The following is a 15550-nucleotide window of genomic DNA, read 5'->3' as shown; positions in this document are numbered from 1 at the left end:
TAGGATATAGCTCATGAATTTAAAGGATGTTGCAATTCTTGCTTGCGTGATAACAAGCCTGACATATACAGATGATAGTGCGGTAGCTAGCGACGGCAGCCATTATGAACAGGATGAAGTTAAAACGTTAACGGTGCATTTTGAACCAAGCCAAATGCTTCAGTTAATCGCCCCGATCACTGAGATTTCAAAAAACAATGACGAGGGAATAAAACTACGTAACCAGTATTACCAAAAAGCTATTCCGCTTGCACAACAATATGGATTTAAAAACCACGGGCAGTTAGTGGTAACAGAAACAATAGTGGGCGATTTTAGCCCGGGTGCCTATGTTATTGGTTCTTGGCCCTCGCTCAATGCTTTCGATGAGTTTGCAAGCCTACCGGAATGGCCAACATTAAAAACATTGCGAATCGAAGCGTGGGATGAGTTGAAATTATTTAATGCAGAAATTAACGCGCCTTTGAGCTTGTCATTTCGTGAAGATAAATTCTATACCGTTGTATTTGCATGGAGCAATCCGCAACGCCCTAATGATTACACCAGTTACTTAGCAGGTATAGAGCCAGCGTTGAACCGTGTAGGAGGGCGCTTTATGTTAAAAATTAAACATCCAACGATGGAGTCGCACGATGCAAGCGCTGAGGCTCCAAATCAGATAACCTTTGTCGAGTGGAATACTAAAAATGGTTTTGCTACGTTGCAGCAACAAGAAGACTACAAGCGTTTTACCGGCCTGCGGGATTCGGGGCTTGAAAAAATTGAATTTCACCGCCTAGCACCCCTACTACCTGAATGAAGCTGGCAGGCATATGATACCTATGCAGAATTCTAACGTATCATCCATCATGTTGATAATTTCATCAGCTCCATGATGAAGACGGTGATAAAACGATGATAGAACAACATCGCGTCGCTCGGCGGTGCCTCTCGACGGGCCCCGTGACTGCGGCTTATGAACTCAAGGTGGACGCGGGGGAGGTGCGACAAGATGACGCGCAAGTCGCTCTGGCAGCAAAATTCGATGCCTTGCACCAGTCTCTTGCTTCGCTCCCACCAGTACCTGTGCGCACCGACGATCCGACAAACAGCAGCTGTACAAGCAGCGGTCCACGGTTACTGGCGCGACCCCTGGTATCCGCCCAGTCCTTTTTTCGAAAGAAGTTCCATTTTTGGTCTTTTGGTCCACCACCGCGAGGCATGTACATTCATGGACCGGTCGGGGTCGGCAAGAGCTTTTTAATGGATCTCTTTTACGCGTCGGTCAATGTTCCAGATGATGATTTTTGCTGTAATGATGACAGCCACACCCACAAACGCGCAAAAATTACCAAGCGCCGCGTCCACTTTCATGAATTCATGCTAGATGTCCATCATCGAATCTTTGTCTACAAACAGAAGCACCCACGAAGTGATGCTATTCCCATCATTGCGCAACAATTGGCACAAGAAGCCCAACTCCTCTGTTTCGATGAATTTCAAGTGACAGACGTTGCCGATGCCATGATTTTGAAACGACTGTTTTTATTCTTATTGGATTGTAATGTCGTGGTGGTGGCCACCTCTAATCGCTCTCCCGATGCCCTGTATGAGAGAGGCATTAACCGATCCCTCTTTTTGCCATTCATAGACATGTTAAAACATACGTTCGACATTATTTCCATGGAGGATTCCCCCAAGGATTATCGACTCGAAACTCGAGCGGATGGTCAATCCTATTTTTGGTCAAACAAGGGTGCTCATGGCGATAATAATGCTGATAACGACATACAGGCGCAGTTGGAAGAAATATTTGGTGGCACTGCATCCATAACTGAGGCCGAGGACATTCAGGTCCACTTCGGTCGCACCGTCCAGGTCGCCCGACTAAATGATCGGTGCGCCTGGTTTGACTTTGCCGAGTTGTGCTACCAACCGCTCGGGGCGGCCGATTACATTTCTCTCTGTAATCGATTTCCGGTCCTCATCATGGACAGCGTCCCCCAACTAGACGCCAACCACCTTAACGAAGCGCGGCGATTCGTGACCCTCATTGATGCGTGTTATGAATCTCGCACCCGCTTGGTGCTGGCGGCACAAGTCCCGCTCGACGAGTTGTTTGTCGATTTTGAAGCGCAAGTCGAAAGCAGTGACGGAGATGAAGAATTGTTTGTCAGTGAGAAGGGGGGAAACTCAAGTTCCTTTGCGACGACCATGATCCGCAATAAAGAGGGGGAACATGTGGAGTGGTCGGCAACGGGTCTAATTGGTGTATCACTGGCACAATTATCGTCCGCCAATGATCTCGCCTTTTCCTTTCGACGCGCCGCGTCTCGGTTGGTAGAAATGGGTGGAAAGGAATGGGGACGACAATAACGAAAGGTCTCTACCGTGCCGTTTGCTCACACTTCAGACACAAAAAAACCGACTTACGTCGGTTTATTGTTTCTCTTTTCTATGAACTAAAAAAGAGTTGGTACCAGAGGCCGGACTTGAACCGGCACGCTATTTCTAGCAACGGATTTTGAATCCGTCATGTCTACCAATTTCATCACTCTGGCATCAAATTAACTGGCTACGCGCCAGTGCAATGCATTATAGCGATGCAGCGCGCGCATACAACACTTTTTTCGTAAATTACCTTCAAGTGTTGAAAGTTTGTACATTGAATGCAAATGAGCTTGCGACTTAATGAAGGTTGTGTCGTGAAATCGTTTAACTATCGTTATCCATGTTATCCCCACTTGTTGTGAATAGAAAGTACGTAGGTAGATGTTGCGTTCAGCATTTCTAAACTATAGTAGTGTTGATGCTTAAATATAGTTGTTGGCATCCTTAGCGCGCTCAAATCACTGGCTGGACCGCAGGGGCGTATAAAACCTCTATTTACGTTGTATTGCACGGTAGTAAAAATTAGATATGAAGACAGAAGAAATGACTCCACTGCGACGCTTTCACAATATCGTCTCTAATCAGTCGTCAGATTTCGATAAAAAAGTGGATGAACTACTGGGCTTTGGTCTTTCGTTATTTCAGTTAGACGTTGGCATGTTTAATAGAATCGTTGGGAATGAATGTAAAATATTAAACGCTGCCAGCAATATTGCAGGTTTTAAAGTAAACAATACCCTTGATTTAACGCTTACGTATTGTGAGTACACAGTTAATAAGAATGAAGTGGTAGGGTTTCATCACGTAGGTGCTTCAGAACTTGCCAATCACAAGTGTTATAAGCTGCGTAAGATTGAGGCGTACCTCGCAGCACCTGTCATTGTAAATGGTAATGTATTTGGAACGATAAGGTTTTCATCATCAAAACCTACTAAAGAATTCGATATAGAGCATTACGAATATATAGAGCTATTTGCTCAGTGGTTAGGCTCTGAGATAGCCAGAAAAGAGGTACTTGATAAGTTAAAGTCGAAAGCTTCTACACTTGAAAAGTTAGAAAAAGTGTCAAAAGTAGGCTCTTGGTCTTTCGATATAAAAACTAATCATGTGCAATGGAGTGATCAGACTCGACACATTCACGATGCGCCTGATGGCTATAAACCCACTTTTGAGTCAGCGATTGATTTTTATGTACCAGGTAAAGCGCTAGACGAGTTGACATGCGCGATAGGGGTGGCTATTGAGCAGGGTAAACCGTGGGATCTTAAAGCACAAATAACAACGATGAAGGGGCGTCGCCGGTGGGTTGTTACTAAAGGCGAGGCGGAGTTTTTCGAATATGAGTGCGTTAGATTATTCGGTACTTTCCAAGATATTACAGACAGCGAAGAAGCATCTGAAAAGTTACAAGACGCTAAGGAAAAGGCAGAGCAGGCGACGAAAGCTAAAAGTGAATTTCTGGCTAATATGAGTCACGAAATCAGGACACCCATGAATGGCGTACTCGGTACGTTGCAATTGCTCGAACGTTCTACATTAGATAGTGAATCAAAGCGACTTGTATCAAAGGCGAACGATTCTGCAACCAGCCTGCTGACAATACTTAATGATATTTTGGATTATTCGAAAATAGAAGCCAACCAACTGGTATTAGAGCATCAACCTTTTTCAATGTGTGACGTAATGGAATATGTGCATTCTGAATTAAGCCTAGAAGCATCCGAAAAGCACATACCTTTAACCGCCAACTCAAGCAACGATTTCATCGATGGCTGGAGAGGCGACGTGGTAAGAGTGCGGCAAATTCTTCTTAATCTTTGCGCCAATGCGGTTAAGTTCACCCAACGTGGAGAAGTAAATATCACGTTAGCGAACGATAATTCCTACTCTCCTAGTGCGTTGACTTTTACCGTTAAAGACACGGGTATTGGCATGTCTAAAGAGGCGCAAGCTCGAATCTTTGAGCGGTTCGAACAGGCTGATTCATCAACAACACGTAAATTTGGCGGTACAGGCTTAGGGATGTCCATTACGGTCAGTCTCATTCAAATGATGGGAGGAAAAATTGTAATTGATAGTGCTCCAAATCAAGGCACACGCATTGCGGTAACGCTTCCCCTTGAAAAGGAAACGCTAAAAACGAAAGGTATCGCCCCGAAAACTGAATATGTTCCTAATCTATCAGGTAAGAGAATTCTTATTGCCGAAGACAACGACATCAATATGTTTGTTATTGAGTCGATGCTTGCACCAACTTATGCTGATTTACATTTTGCTAAAAATGGGAATGAAGCCCTTCAGCAGTTTTCAAAAGAGATGCCAGATTTAGTCCTAATGGATATACAAATGCCTGAAATGGATGGAATTCAGGCATTTGCTGAAATAAGAAAAGTAAATCAGAATGTTCCCGTTATCGCACTGACTGCAAATGTAATGAGCACCGATATCGAGCATTACGCTCAGTTGGGTTTTACAAACCATTTAGCAAAACCCATAGTGATAGCAAATTTGTATAAGCTGCTTCACCATGCGCTTATCGACGTTTAGCTCTTGCTTCACAGGCTGGTTAAGTGCTTAAAGGATGCGCCGTTTGTTATGTATTCAAATGAACGAACACCACACGCACACTACTACCAACGCTGTATCGTCCAGTTTAACGCAATAATAGCAATAACCGATGAGGCAAACGGCATAATGGTTATGCTATAGGTTTTCCAATTGCGTAACAGTACTAACAGCGGAAGTAACCCGGCAACAATGGCTAATTGACCCAGTTCAACGCCAATATTAAACGCTGCAACGCTTAGCACTAGGTTGTTTGCTTGCGCATTTAAATCGGCAAAAACACTCGCGAACCCCATTCCGTGTAGCAGGCCAAACCCAAATGTCACAATACCCAGCCTTAAAATTACAGGGTAAATGTTGTTGATAGCAGTAAGCAGTACCGAAATAGCAATTCCTAATTCCACTATTCTGCTGCTAAGTGTTATTGCACCAAGCGCTGTGGCAGTCAGTGTTATTGAATGGGCAAGTGTAAACGCGCTGACCAATATCACGGTGTTTTTTATAATGGTGCGCACGCTTTGTTGTTTAGCCCATGCTTTGCCATCGCGGTGAAGGTTTACCGTAAGCAAGGTGGCAACAAGAAAGAGGATGTGGTCAATGCCAATAAAAATGTGCCATACCCCTTCGTATAGAAGGTTGAAAAACAATGAAACCAAAGAGGGGGTGTCTATCGACACCAGCATGGTTTTGTCGTTTTTAGTCAATACTTTCGTTGAACTTGTTTCTAGCAACGATACCGTTAATAGCAACTTATGTGATGGAAAATGACTAAAGATACCGTCGTAGTGTATTAATAACGCGCCGGTGTTTTCGCATGTCACCGTTAGAGGGTAGACCAGTAAAGACTCTGCTGAAACATCGCGCATTGATGGCGAGGATAACATCATCGAGCAGGCCTTTTCACCCCGTGAAAACGTTAACGCATTCATCAAGTATTGCGACACAGCCGGTTGTGCTTGTGTTACTTCTCCCCATGTCAATTGTCCATTGTCATTGCTATCTATTCTCGTTGTTAGCGCCAATTCTTTTGGCTTCAATAACAATTCCCCCGATAGGGTTGTGTCATTGGTTTGGCTTAACGTTAGATAACCATTGCTTAACTCATGGGCTTTTGAGGAAAACGAGAGTGCGATTAGCAATAGAAATAAAAGTGATTTCATGGTGCTCCTCTATCGCGCATCGGTGGTATTGCTAGCATGCAGTGACTGATTATTCGCATGATGCGCTCGCTCTAGCAATCGCTTGTCGCTGGGGGTTTTGGCATGCGCCCAATTAATCTCAGCAAACTTAAGCGCAAGACGAGGGTTTGGCATAATATCAAGGTAGTAAAGCGCAACTTGTCCCGCGTGCGAGCTATCTTCTCGCCAGGTGCGCACTTTCATCCGTTGCTCTAGTGCATCACTAACGGCATTGTCTTCAGTGCCATGTAGCTTTAGTGCGTGCGCCCACCTCAACAGCACCGCATCATCCAGTGTGTCTTTCTCACGTGCTAAACGACTAAATACAGTAATAACATTCTCGTATTGTGACAGGGCAATGTTTGCATCTGCCCAAATAATTAAGGCACTGATAGGCAGCGCATCGGTGGGGTGCGCTGATAAATGTTTTACCGATGCATCAGCGTTGCCGAGTGACAGCGCCATAGCGGCTAAGGTTTCTTGAAACCATCCTTGTTCTTTTTGAGGGATTGATTTGGCAAAACGTTTTAACTGCTTTAATTTTTCGTACGTACTTTGCGTTGGGTTTGCCGTAAATTCAGCATTTAGCAGGCATGTAAAAGACACGATGTAGCTGGTTTGGCCGACAAGCTGTTGGCAATGGGTTTTCGCCTTGGCCACATCGCCTTGTTGAATTGCGATATCGGCGAGCAAGAGTTGGGCCGATGGAATGCGGAATGCTTCGATATTGTTTAATCGCTGCTTGGCTGCTTCAAATTGATGAATACCCTGAAGAAATCTTGCTTCGAGAAGCGCAAGTTCGATAGTTTGTGAAGCACTGAGCGTGTTGCTTGATTGCTTCATTGAAAGAATAAATTGTTCAACAGTGTTCTGTTCATTACCTGTTGCCGTGATGTACCGACTTTCATTGAGTAGTTCGCGCGCGTCTTGAATGGAAGTAATCGCTCGAGCGCTGGGCTCCCACGATGCGATAACAGTGCGCTCTGTTAGTTTACCTGCCAATGCGGGTTGGCTTATTGCATTAACGAGACTTGCGATCGCAAGTAGGGCTAATGATGTCATTCTCAAAGACATGCTGTCTCCAAATAAAAAAGGCCATCCTTGGCCAAACGATTGAGGTTTATTGATCTATTAATAAATCATCAAAACTTGCATCAGTGGCATCTTGAGTGAACGCACGCCCGTTAATAGGCAAAGGTTCATCTGTAGGTGCTTGGTTAAATGCATCGCGCGTGTAGCCGGTAAACGACACTTGTTGCGCTTCTATGGTGATCATTATTTCACCGGTTACGTCTGCATTGTTTCCGTCAGACACCGTAAACGTAAACGTGTCACTACCGGTCACCTGTGCATTAGGCGTGTAGATAAAACTGCCGTCGGCATTGACGGTGGCTGCACCGAGTGTTCCATCAGAAGCTAACGCAAAGGTTAACGCGTCTCCATCTGCATCAGAGGCAGTTACCGTGTCTTCAATAGCAACGTCTGCTTGCGTCGTATACATCGCGTCATCTGCTACCGGGGCAACGTTGACAGGCACCATAGGGGTGTCGTTGTCATCGCTGTCGAAACATGCGGTGAGAGACAACGCGAGCCCAACAACCACTGCGCGTCGAATAAGTAAGTTAGTCATAATGTGACTCCTTATTTTGAGCCTGCAATAGGTGTTTTGAGGTATGGGAACGACGTATCAATTTTGTTGGCGTCAAGCGGAGCACCGTCTGTAAATGGTACGTTGCCCACGCTAGCATCTTCAGGTGCACACAAGCCTAAGTCCGTATCTTGTCCATTCACCGGAATGGGGTAGCACAAGCGTCCCATCACTACGCGAAGCGCAATATCCACTACGTCATCACCAGGTCTGCGCCCATTAGGGAAACCTGCTAAATCGTCGCCGGCTACACCAAATGCTGACTGCAACGCCGCTGGTGTCGCTGGAATGCCTGTATTAAGTCGTAGCATCTCAGACGCGGTTACTGTCGCTTGCTGGTTAACGCCTGGAAAGCCAGTAAGGAATGCGGTAACTAAGTCCATTCTTGGGAAATTAGTTGGCGCCAATGTTTCGATACTTGTGCCTAATGTGGCGTTTACTGCATCTTTGAACAAAATATTCAATAGTTCAGGAAGGGCAGGATGCGTAACATAATCTGCAAATTGGCCATCTTGACTCGGGTGCGCGCTAGAGAACGTGTCTTTATCACCAATGCCGATTACAAGCTCATTCACTAAGGGGCTGCCTAAGCGAGACACCTGCGTCATTGCGCCACCGTTGACTTCTGGTTTTGCAAACGTTGCGTCAGCGTTTAAAATTCTTGCTTGCGGAAGGCTCGCCGTTGTCCAGCTGCCTACCACACCGTTACCGTCACCTGTTACGCATGCTGCTGGTACTTCAATAGATAGCGAGGTTACGTTTTTATCTAGCAAATCGTCGTTACCGTCGCTTTGTGTAATACCGCCAGGGAAACCACCGCCATCGCCCGCACCCGGTGCACTATCACCTTCAACTGGTACGTAGTTTACAAGGTCGAATGTCTTTCCAAGGTTTACCACAAATGGGTCTTTGCGTTGCCCTACAAACACGCGAGCCATATCTTCACAGCCAGGAATTTGAAAAGAATAAATAAAGCTTTCTGCATAGCGTGCATATTCACTTTCGTTGGTAAATGTTTTATTACCAATGTAGTCGAGCGGCTTTTTGAACATGTTGCCATTTGCAGGCATAAGCGTAGTGCGAGTACCTGTTTTAACATCGCCAGATATCATAGTTAGGCTGTACATTTCTGAAAAATTTGCAGCCGTTTGATCATCCGCACTAATTGGCCCGACGTTTTTCAATGGTACTTTTACCATTTTTTGTTCGCCTTCGGCGCCTATTGAAAGTGCAATGCCTTCATTTTCTGCCGCCAGCATATTAGTGAAATTGAACACAAAGCTTATGTCTTCAATCGCATCACCGTCGCTGTCAATATGAATAGCGTAATCTGCGCTAGGGTCCATGGCGAAGTAGTTAGGACCGCCGTAGGCGTCTTGCAAAGGAATATAGTTAGCAATAAAAGTTACATAATCAGAACGCCCAACTTCATAGCTGTTAAAAGCATAAAAGTCTGTGCTATCAAGAGCTGGGTGGCGGGTAATATTGGGTGCTTCTCTATGGCTTGATGCTACCGCATTAGCGGCGAGTAGTGCGCATGTTACTGAGAGCGCTGTGCGTTTAATTGAAGTCATTGTCTATCTCTTGTTGTGTGGATTCAAAAAGCCAAACGTACGAGAGTTTCAACTGGATGCAGATATTTGATCTTTTTTATTTGAAAACATTCACTACGCTACGCGATTAAACCGAGACCAGAGGTGCGATATAAAGTACTTCTGTTGGTGCACCTGTTTTCGAACCGCCTGGCTCTTCTAAACTAACCGCCAGTGCAGCAATGCTGCTATCCAGCAGAATATCTGGGGTTTGCTTTGCCAGGCCGCCAAGTTCAGGGAGTAGCCCAAGTGATATAGGTGCTTGCCCATTTGCCGGTACCATCCACAACTCATAATCTTTATTATTTGCTGCGTTAAAAGCGGTTGTAGCCTTAACTTCTAGTGTGCTTGATGAGACTTCAATCACCCACAGTGGAGTGTTATCGGTGTCGTTTACCACAGCAATATGTGACACTTCATCAATTGGGGAGGGCTGCATAATGACGAGTAACACTGCTAGCACTAAGGCTGCTGCGGTCGACAGCATCGACATTCCCTTCCAACGCGCGCCCTTAGCTTGTTCAAATTCAAGAACTTGAGCCGATGGCCTTGTGTTATCCTCGATATGGCCAAGTCGCCGTTGTACCGCCTCCCACACTGCATGTGGAGGTTCAACGGGGGGAACCGTATCATTAAATCCTGCGAGGTATTGCTCCCATTGTGCGGTCGCATCGCTAACGGCCTGGTATTGCATCATTAACTTTTGATAGCGAACTCGTGCCTTTCCACGTAGCGTACCAATGACGTATTCGGCGGCGAGTGCATTTAATCGTTCTTCTTTCAAATAATTCATAGCGATAAACACCTCTGAAGACTTTGCAATCCGCGTCTTATCCAGCTTTTGATGGTACCAAGTGGCGACGACAAATACCCTACGACTTCCTGATGAGAAAGCCCGTTTATATAGGCTAGGTGGATGGCCTGTCGTTGCGGCCCCTCTAGCTCATCTAAACAGGCATCAAGCTTTGCCCGCTCGGCGCCTAACGGTTGTGTGTCAAGCGTTTCGGTCGTACCAACATCATCATCGCCTAGCTCTACCTCTTTGCGTACATTATGGTATCGCATCAAATCAAGCGCACGATAACGAACAATGCTTACCATCCACGTTAAAACGGTACCTTTGTTGCGTTGGTAGTTGCCCGCGTTGTGCCAAATTTTGATATACGCGTCTTGCGTCGCCTCATCAGCAAGGTCAGGCCGTTTTAGCAACTTAAGCGCTACCGCATAAAGCTGTGAACTGGTTGTCTGATAGAGCTCTGCAAAAGCATTTTTGTCGCCGTTTGCTGTTTTACAAAGCAACGGAAACAGGGTCTCGTGTTCCATTATGGCTCCTTACTGTACTGGCCATTTTTTATAAGCGTATTGTTAAAGCAACAGGGTCTTGCTTGTTAATACCGCGTGTTCTTAAAGCTAAACGATGCAGCTTGCATATTGGATGCAGATTAAATGTTATTATGTCATTGCGTAATGATTACCATAGCATGTGATGCCAAGATATCGCGGTATTCGTTAAAAAATATCAACATGCTTAGCAACGACGAAAAATTTAAACGGATTGTCACTGTTTAATGATTTATGCACACAGCATGCTGTGGCACACTAGCGTCATAACAGTAAAGTAAGGTTGTTTCGTGAGTAATACGCCAAAAATGAAAACCCGCTCGCAGAGAAATAAACAGAAGGCAAACGCCGTTGCAGCAGAGCACACGGGGGGCAGTGCCAATAAAGAGGTCGGTGAGCGCGCCAGTTTTTTTAGGCGCTTGTTAGCAATGATCTATGACACGCTGGTAGCCACCGCAGTGGGGATGTGTGCAGCGATGGTGATGATAGTAACGCTCATGGTTCTGTTAAAAAACGGTGGGTTAGATTTGCAAGGCTACAGTGACCCCGCTGATTTAATTCAAGCATCATTCACCTACAAACTCGTCATTCAATTGTGGGTGGGGATGTGGGTCGTCGGCTTCTTTTTGTGGTTTTGGCGTCGTGGAGGGCAAACCTTAGGGATGCGAGCATGGCGGTTAAGAATTTATAGCACCATTGATGAGCCTATGACGTGGTCGCGGCTGTTTATCCGATTGATTAGCTCGTTAGGGGGGCTAGGTACGCTGCTTGTATTAGTCGACTTTAAAAACAAGCAATCGCTACAAGATAGGTTAGCGAAAACCGAAGTACTTAGGTTAACGAAAGAAGCGAACGACCACAAACGGTGGTAATCGTTAAGCCAGCATCATAGCGGCGAGCACCGCTATGATGTGATAGCGGCTATTTACGTAGCATAACCGCTGCAATAGCTGCAAATAACATGCTAGGCAATAACGCGCCCAATACAGGGGGGAGCTGGTAAACTAAACTCACCGGCCCAAACACTTCATTAAGAATAAAAAAGCCAAAGCCTGTTAATACGCCCATAATCACTCGTGCGCCCATGGTCACACTTCGAAGCGGGCCAAAAATAAACGACAACGCCATTAATAACATGACACCGACCGACACTGGTTGCAGTATCTTCCGCCACAGGGCCAACTCGTAGCGAGATGGATCTTGGTCGTTACTTTCTAGATAATTAACGTAATCAATGAGGCCAGTAATAGACAGAGCTTCTGGTTTCACAGCCACAATGCCCAATTTGTCGGGGGTTAATGTGGAGTTCCAGCGACGCTTATCAGCGTGTTCAATGTCAACTTGCGTGTCGGTAAACGTCGTTATTTCAACGTTGTTAAGCCACCAACCGTTGTCTTCGTATATACCTCGACCCGCGTAGGTAATACTCTCCAACGCTAAACTATCGTCAAAGTTAAAAATATTAATGTCTTGAAGCTCGTTCTGATTGATGACTTCTCCGATGCTAACGAAGTGTTCTCCATCTTTTGCCCACACAATTTGGTCAGAGGAGAACAGGCTACCTCCTGATATCGCTTCGGTGCGAATTTCTTTAGCTTTTGATTCACTAAAAGGCGTCACCCATTCGCCAACAGCCATGACCAACAGAATCATTACTACCGCAGACTTCATTGCCGAGGTAATAATATTCCAACGGCTCATGCCGGCAGCTTGCATAACCACAAGCTCACTGTTACTGGCAAGCACACCCATTCCTATTAGACCGCCTAGTAACGTGGCCATGGGGAAAAACTGCTCTAAATCACGGGGGAGGCTGAGCAGGACATAAACGAATGCAATAACCATATCGTAATTGCCTTCGCCAATCTTTCGAAGCTGTTCAACAAACTTTATTAACGCGCTTAAACCAATTAATACCGACAGCGTGACGGTAATTGTGCCAAGCAGTGTGCGCGCTATGTATAAATCGAGGATCTTAAACATTTATTTTTTCCCCAATATCCATGCGCGGAATTGCGTGCCCGTTTTACGGTCTCTTGCTATCAGCGTAATGCCGATGACAAGCATGACGGCATGCACCCACCACAAGCCCAGCTGAATCGGGATCTTTCCGTCTTCAAGAACCCTGCGGCTTGCTAATAACAGTAAAAAATACCCAAGGTATAAGAGAATGGCAGGAAACATTTTGCCAAAGCGACCCTGCCGTGGGTCTACCGCACTAAGCGGAACCGCAATAAGTACCAAAAATGGAATTGAAAGGGGAATGGCAATCCGCCACTGCAACTCAACATTTGCCTCGATGGTGTCGTCTTCCCACAGCTCTGCTGTCGGTAAAGAACTCACTTTTCTTCGGCTTTGTTCTGGCGGTTTATCGGCAATCTGAATTTGGTATTCATCAAACTCTACTTTCCGAAAACTCTTTTGAGATTGTTCACCTTCATACTGCACTCCCTCTCTTAATATGAGATTTCGGGTACCATCTGGGTTCGTAGCAACATCGCCTGCCTGTGCATAAACTACGCGCAGTTTACTGTTTTCTTTATCCTCTTGAGTTTGAGAAAGAAAGACCCTGCGTAACTGGTCATCAGTATCGATATCGTGTACAAAAATAACCGCTTTTTCGTTTCCGGTTTGTTGAAACCTTCCAGGCATGATGGCAGATAAGCCCGCCTCACTTCTTGCCTTCTCGCGTAGTTGGTACTCACTATCAGCGGCTAAAGGTGCAAAGTAGAGCGTTATGACGCCAGTGAACACCATGATAATAAGGGACAAAAATAGCATTACACGGGTGATGTACCACTCGCTGATCCCACATGCTCGCATGACCGTCATTTCACTATCAACATAGAGGCGTCCATGGGCAAGCATAATGCCTAAGTAGGCGCTGATAGGTAGCACGAGTGACGCCAGTATTGGCGCATACAGTCCTAGGAAGCCAAGTACTAAACCAGCGGGAATGTCACCGTCTGATGCGTCGCCAAGAACGCGAACAAACCGTAAAGTGACAAAAATAGCCATTAAGATAAAGAAGATCGCTAACTGAGATTTCAGCGTCTCCTTTAGTAAATAGCGGAATATCAGCATCAAAGTCCTTCCGGAAAATTAGGATTTATAGTGAAAGAAACCACAATTTTGAGTAAACTTATCGTTTTTATAAGTTTTGCCTGCAATCATAAAAAATATTTGCATGATGTCGCAACGCTAAAAGCACCCTAAACCAAGGGTATGAACGCGTTTTTTGCAGTAAACATACAAGTTATACTGCGTATTAAAACATAAAGCAGCGCGAAACGTTACGTGATTTTAGTCATCGTGCGAACCATAAACGACGAAAAGCGAGGTGATATCGTGGAGTTTAGTGTAAAAAGTGGCAGCCCAGAAAAGCAGCGAAGTGCGTGTATTGTTGTCGGTGTTTTTGAGCCGCGTCGTCTTACCGCTGTCGCAGAGCAGTTAGATGAAATTAGTGAAGGATATATTAGCAATCTACTTCGCCGTGGTGACCTAGAAGGTAAAGCAGGGCAAATGTTGCTACTGCACCACGTACCTAATGTGCTTAGCGAGCGTGTGCTTCTTGTCGGTTGCGGAAAAGAGCGCGAGCTAGACGAGCGCCAGTATAAGCAAATCATTGCTAAAACGATTCAAACATTAAATGAAACGGGGTCAATGGAAGCGGTATGTTTCCTTACCGAGCTTCACGTTAAAGGGCGTGATACCTATTGGAAGGTGCGCCAAGCCGTCGAAGCCACCGAGGACTCGTTATATACGTTCCTACAATTAAAAACGAAAAAAGGTGAGCCACGTCGTCCGTTACGTAAAATGGTTTTCAACGTGCCAACACGCCGCGAACTTACTGTGGGCGAAAGAGCGGTTGAACATGGCTTAGCGGTATCTCGCGGTGCAAAAGTAACGAAAGACGTTGCTAACATGCCACCGAATATCTGTAACCCTGAGTATTTATGGAAGCAAGCGCAATCATTGGCGAGTCAATACGACAGCATTACTGCGGAAGTGGTTGATGAAACGCAAATGGCTGAGCTAGGAATGCAAGCTTATTTAGCTGTAGGGCGAGGGTCAGACAATGAAAGCATGATGAGCATTATGCATCATCGTGGCGGCCCCGCAGACCAAGCACCAATTGTGTTGGTTGGTAAGGGCCTTACCTTCGACGCGGGTGGTATTTCAATAAAGCCAGGCGAAGGCATGGATGAAATGAAGTATGACATGGGCGGTGCGGCCAGTGTGCTGGGCACAATGCATACGGTTGCGGCACTGAACTTACCCGTCAACGTAATTGGTATATTGGCGGGCTGTGAAAATATGCCTGACGGCAAAGCATATCGCCCCGGCGACATCCTTACGACCATGTCTGGTCAAACGGTTGAAGTGCTTAATACCGACGCAGAGGGGCGTTTAGTGTTGTGTGACGCCTTAACGTACGTCGAGCGTTACGAACCTGAACTTGTGGTTGATGTTGCAACATTGACAGGGGCCTGCATCATTGCACTTGGCCATCATGCAACGGCAGTAATGAGTACGCACAACCCACTTGCACATGAATTACTTAATGCGTCTGAACAAAGCTCAGACCGCGCGTGGCGCTTGCCATTGTGGGACGACTACCAAGAGCTCCTGGAAAGCCCGTTTGCCGACATGACAAACCTTGGCGGGCGACCTGCGGGTAGTATTACTGCTGGGTGTTTCTTATCTCGCTTCACTAAAAAGTACAACTGGGCCCATTTAGACATTGCTGGTACAGCATGGCGCAGTGGAAAGAATAAAGGCGCAACTGGCCGTCCAGTGCCTATGCTTTCTCAATTCTTAATGAATCGAGCTGGCATTAAGTTAGAGGACTAAGA

At 45.8% G+C, this 15550-nt stretch carries 13 protein-coding genes and 1 tRNA gene; 5 read left to right on the top strand and 9 right to left on the bottom strand.

Annotated elements, in window-relative coordinates:
• Positions 1–13 precede the first annotated feature (13 nt).
• Together ACOJRU_RS14045 and zapE are read left to right on the top strand one after the other, a co-directional pair.
• Positions 14–799 (top strand): hypothetical protein, encoded by a 786-nt coding sequence (locus ACOJRU_RS14045; protein ID WP_421132364.1) that lies wholly within the window; start codon positions 14–16, stop codon positions 797–799.
• 95 nt (positions 800–894) lie between these two features.
• Positions 895–2355 carry a cell division protein ZapE gene (gene zapE, locus ACOJRU_RS14040; protein WP_421132363.1) on the top strand — a complete coding sequence of 487 codons (1461 nt, stop codon included), beginning with the start codon at positions 895–897 and terminating at the stop codon, positions 2353–2355.
• A gap of 98 nt (positions 2356–2453) precedes the next feature.
• On the opposite strand, the gene ACOJRU_RS14035 is transcribed toward zapE, so the two are convergent.
• Positions 2454–2540 (bottom strand) — tRNA-Leu (locus ACOJRU_RS14035).
• 358 nt (positions 2541–2898) lie between these two features.
• Between ACOJRU_RS14035 and ACOJRU_RS14030 the strand changes: the two genes are divergently transcribed.
• Positions 2899–4917, top strand: a complete 2019-nt coding sequence (locus ACOJRU_RS14030) for an ATP-binding protein (RefSeq protein ID WP_421132362.1) — start codon at positions 2899–2901, stop codon at positions 4915–4917.
• 83 nt (positions 4918–5000) lie between these two features.
• On the opposite strand, the gene ACOJRU_RS14025 is transcribed toward ACOJRU_RS14030, so the two are convergent.
• From ACOJRU_RS14025 to ACOJRU_RS14000, 6 genes are all read right to left on the bottom strand, one after another.
• Positions 5001–6095 carry a HupE/UreJ family protein gene (locus tag ACOJRU_RS14025; protein WP_421132361.1) on the bottom strand — a complete coding sequence of 365 codons (1095 nt, stop codon included), beginning with the start codon at positions 6093–6095 and terminating at the stop codon, positions 5001–5003.
• Between the two features lie 9 nt (positions 6096–6104).
• Entirely contained in the window at positions 6105–7187 is a 1083-nt protein-coding gene (locus tag ACOJRU_RS14020; RefSeq protein ID WP_421132360.1) for a hypothetical protein, read from the bottom strand.
• Positions 7188–7233: 46 nt separating this feature from the next.
• A complete protein-coding gene (locus ACOJRU_RS14015) occupies positions 7234–7743 on the bottom strand; it encodes an Ig-like domain-containing protein (RefSeq protein ID WP_421132359.1) in 510 nt (169 codons plus the stop codon).
• Positions 7744–7754: 11 nt separating this feature from the next.
• Positions 7755–9335: a DUF4331 domain-containing protein gene (locus ACOJRU_RS14010; RefSeq protein ID WP_421132358.1), complete on the bottom strand. Its 1581-nt coding sequence runs from the start codon at positions 9333–9335 to the stop codon at positions 7755–7757.
• Between the two features lie 106 nt (positions 9336–9441).
• Entirely contained in the window at positions 9442–10146 is a 705-nt protein-coding gene (locus ACOJRU_RS14005; protein WP_421132357.1) for an anti-sigma factor, read from the bottom strand.
• Positions 10143–10676 carry a sigma-70 family RNA polymerase sigma factor gene (locus ACOJRU_RS14000; RefSeq protein WP_421132356.1) on the bottom strand — a complete coding sequence of 178 codons (534 nt, stop codon included), beginning with the start codon at positions 10674–10676 and terminating at the stop codon, positions 10143–10145. The genes ACOJRU_RS14005 and ACOJRU_RS14000 overlap by 4 nt, the downstream gene beginning before the upstream one ends.
• 446 nt (positions 10677–11122) lie before the next feature.
• Here ACOJRU_RS14000 and ACOJRU_RS13995 point away from each other — a divergent pair, with 446 nt between their 5' ends.
• Complete coding sequence (locus ACOJRU_RS13995; RefSeq protein WP_421134776.1) at positions 11123–11566, top strand: RDD family protein; 444 nt, start codon at positions 11123–11125, stop codon at positions 11564–11566.
• Positions 11567–11615: 49 nt separating this feature from the next.
• On the opposite strand, the gene lptG is transcribed toward ACOJRU_RS13995, so the two are convergent.
• The gene (gene lptG, locus ACOJRU_RS13990) at positions 11616–12677 is read right to left on the bottom strand and encodes an LPS export ABC transporter permease LptG (RefSeq protein WP_421132355.1); all 1062 of its coding nucleotides are present in this window, start codon (positions 12675–12677) and stop codon (positions 11616–11618) included.
• Entirely contained in the window at positions 12678–13778 is a 1101-nt protein-coding gene (gene lptF, locus ACOJRU_RS13985) for an LPS export ABC transporter permease LptF (protein WP_421132354.1), read from the bottom strand.
• A gap of 264 nt (positions 13779–14042) precedes the next feature.
• On the opposite strand from lptF, the gene pepA reads away from it, so the two are divergent.
• Complete coding sequence (pepA, locus tag ACOJRU_RS13980) at positions 14043–15548, top strand: leucyl aminopeptidase (protein WP_421132353.1); 1506 nt, start codon at positions 14043–14045, stop codon at positions 15546–15548.
• The last annotated feature ends 2 nt before the right edge of the window (positions 15549–15550 follow it).

It is taken from the genome of Alteromonas algae (assembly GCF_049117195.1).
GTDB lineage: Bacteria > Pseudomonadota > Gammaproteobacteria > Enterobacterales > Alteromonadaceae > Alteromonas.
This window is presented reverse-complemented; position numbering and strand designations above follow the sequence as displayed.

What these genes read in the sequence shown, in the direction of transcription:
- ACOJRU_RS14010 (WP_421132358.1), bottom strand. Translation starts at nt 9,335, where the DNA reads ATGACTTCAATTAAACGCACAGCGCTCTCAGTAACATGCGCACTACTC.
- lptG (WP_421132355.1), bottom strand. Translation starts at nt 12,677, where the DNA reads ATGTTTAAGATCCTCGATTTATACATAGCGCGCACACTGCTTGGCACA.
- ACOJRU_RS14045 (WP_421132364.1), top strand. Translation starts at nt 14, where the DNA reads ATGAATTTAAAGGATGTTGCAATTCTTGCTTGCGTGATAACAAGCCTG.
- ACOJRU_RS14000 (WP_421132356.1), bottom strand. Translation starts at nt 10,676, where the DNA reads ATGGAACACGAGACCCTGTTTCCGTTGCTTTGTAAAACAGCAAACGGC.
- ACOJRU_RS14020 (WP_421132360.1), bottom strand. Translation starts at nt 7,187, where the DNA reads ATGTCTTTGAGAATGACATCATTAGCCCTACTTGCGATCGCAAGTCTC.
- ACOJRU_RS14025 (WP_421132361.1), bottom strand. Translation starts at nt 6,095, where the DNA reads ATGAAATCACTTTTATTTCTATTGCTAATCGCACTCTCGTTTTCCTCA.
- ACOJRU_RS14005 (WP_421132357.1), bottom strand. Translation starts at nt 10,146, where the DNA reads ATGAATTATTTGAAAGAAGAACGATTAAATGCACTCGCCGCCGAATAC.
- lptF (WP_421132354.1), bottom strand. Translation starts at nt 13,778, where the DNA reads ATGCTGATATTCCGCTATTTACTAAAGGAGACGCTGAAATCTCAGTTA.
- ACOJRU_RS13995 (WP_421134776.1), top strand. Translation starts at nt 11,123, where the DNA reads ATGATCTATGACACGCTGGTAGCCACCGCAGTGGGGATGTGTGCAGCG.
- ACOJRU_RS14030 (WP_421132362.1), top strand. Translation starts at nt 2,899, where the DNA reads ATGAAGACAGAAGAAATGACTCCACTGCGACGCTTTCACAATATCGTC.
- zapE (WP_421132363.1), top strand. Translation starts at nt 895, where the DNA reads ATGATAGAACAACATCGCGTCGCTCGGCGGTGCCTCTCGACGGGCCCC.
- ACOJRU_RS14015 (WP_421132359.1), bottom strand. Translation starts at nt 7,743, where the DNA reads ATGACTAACTTACTTATTCGACGCGCAGTGGTTGTTGGGCTCGCGTTG.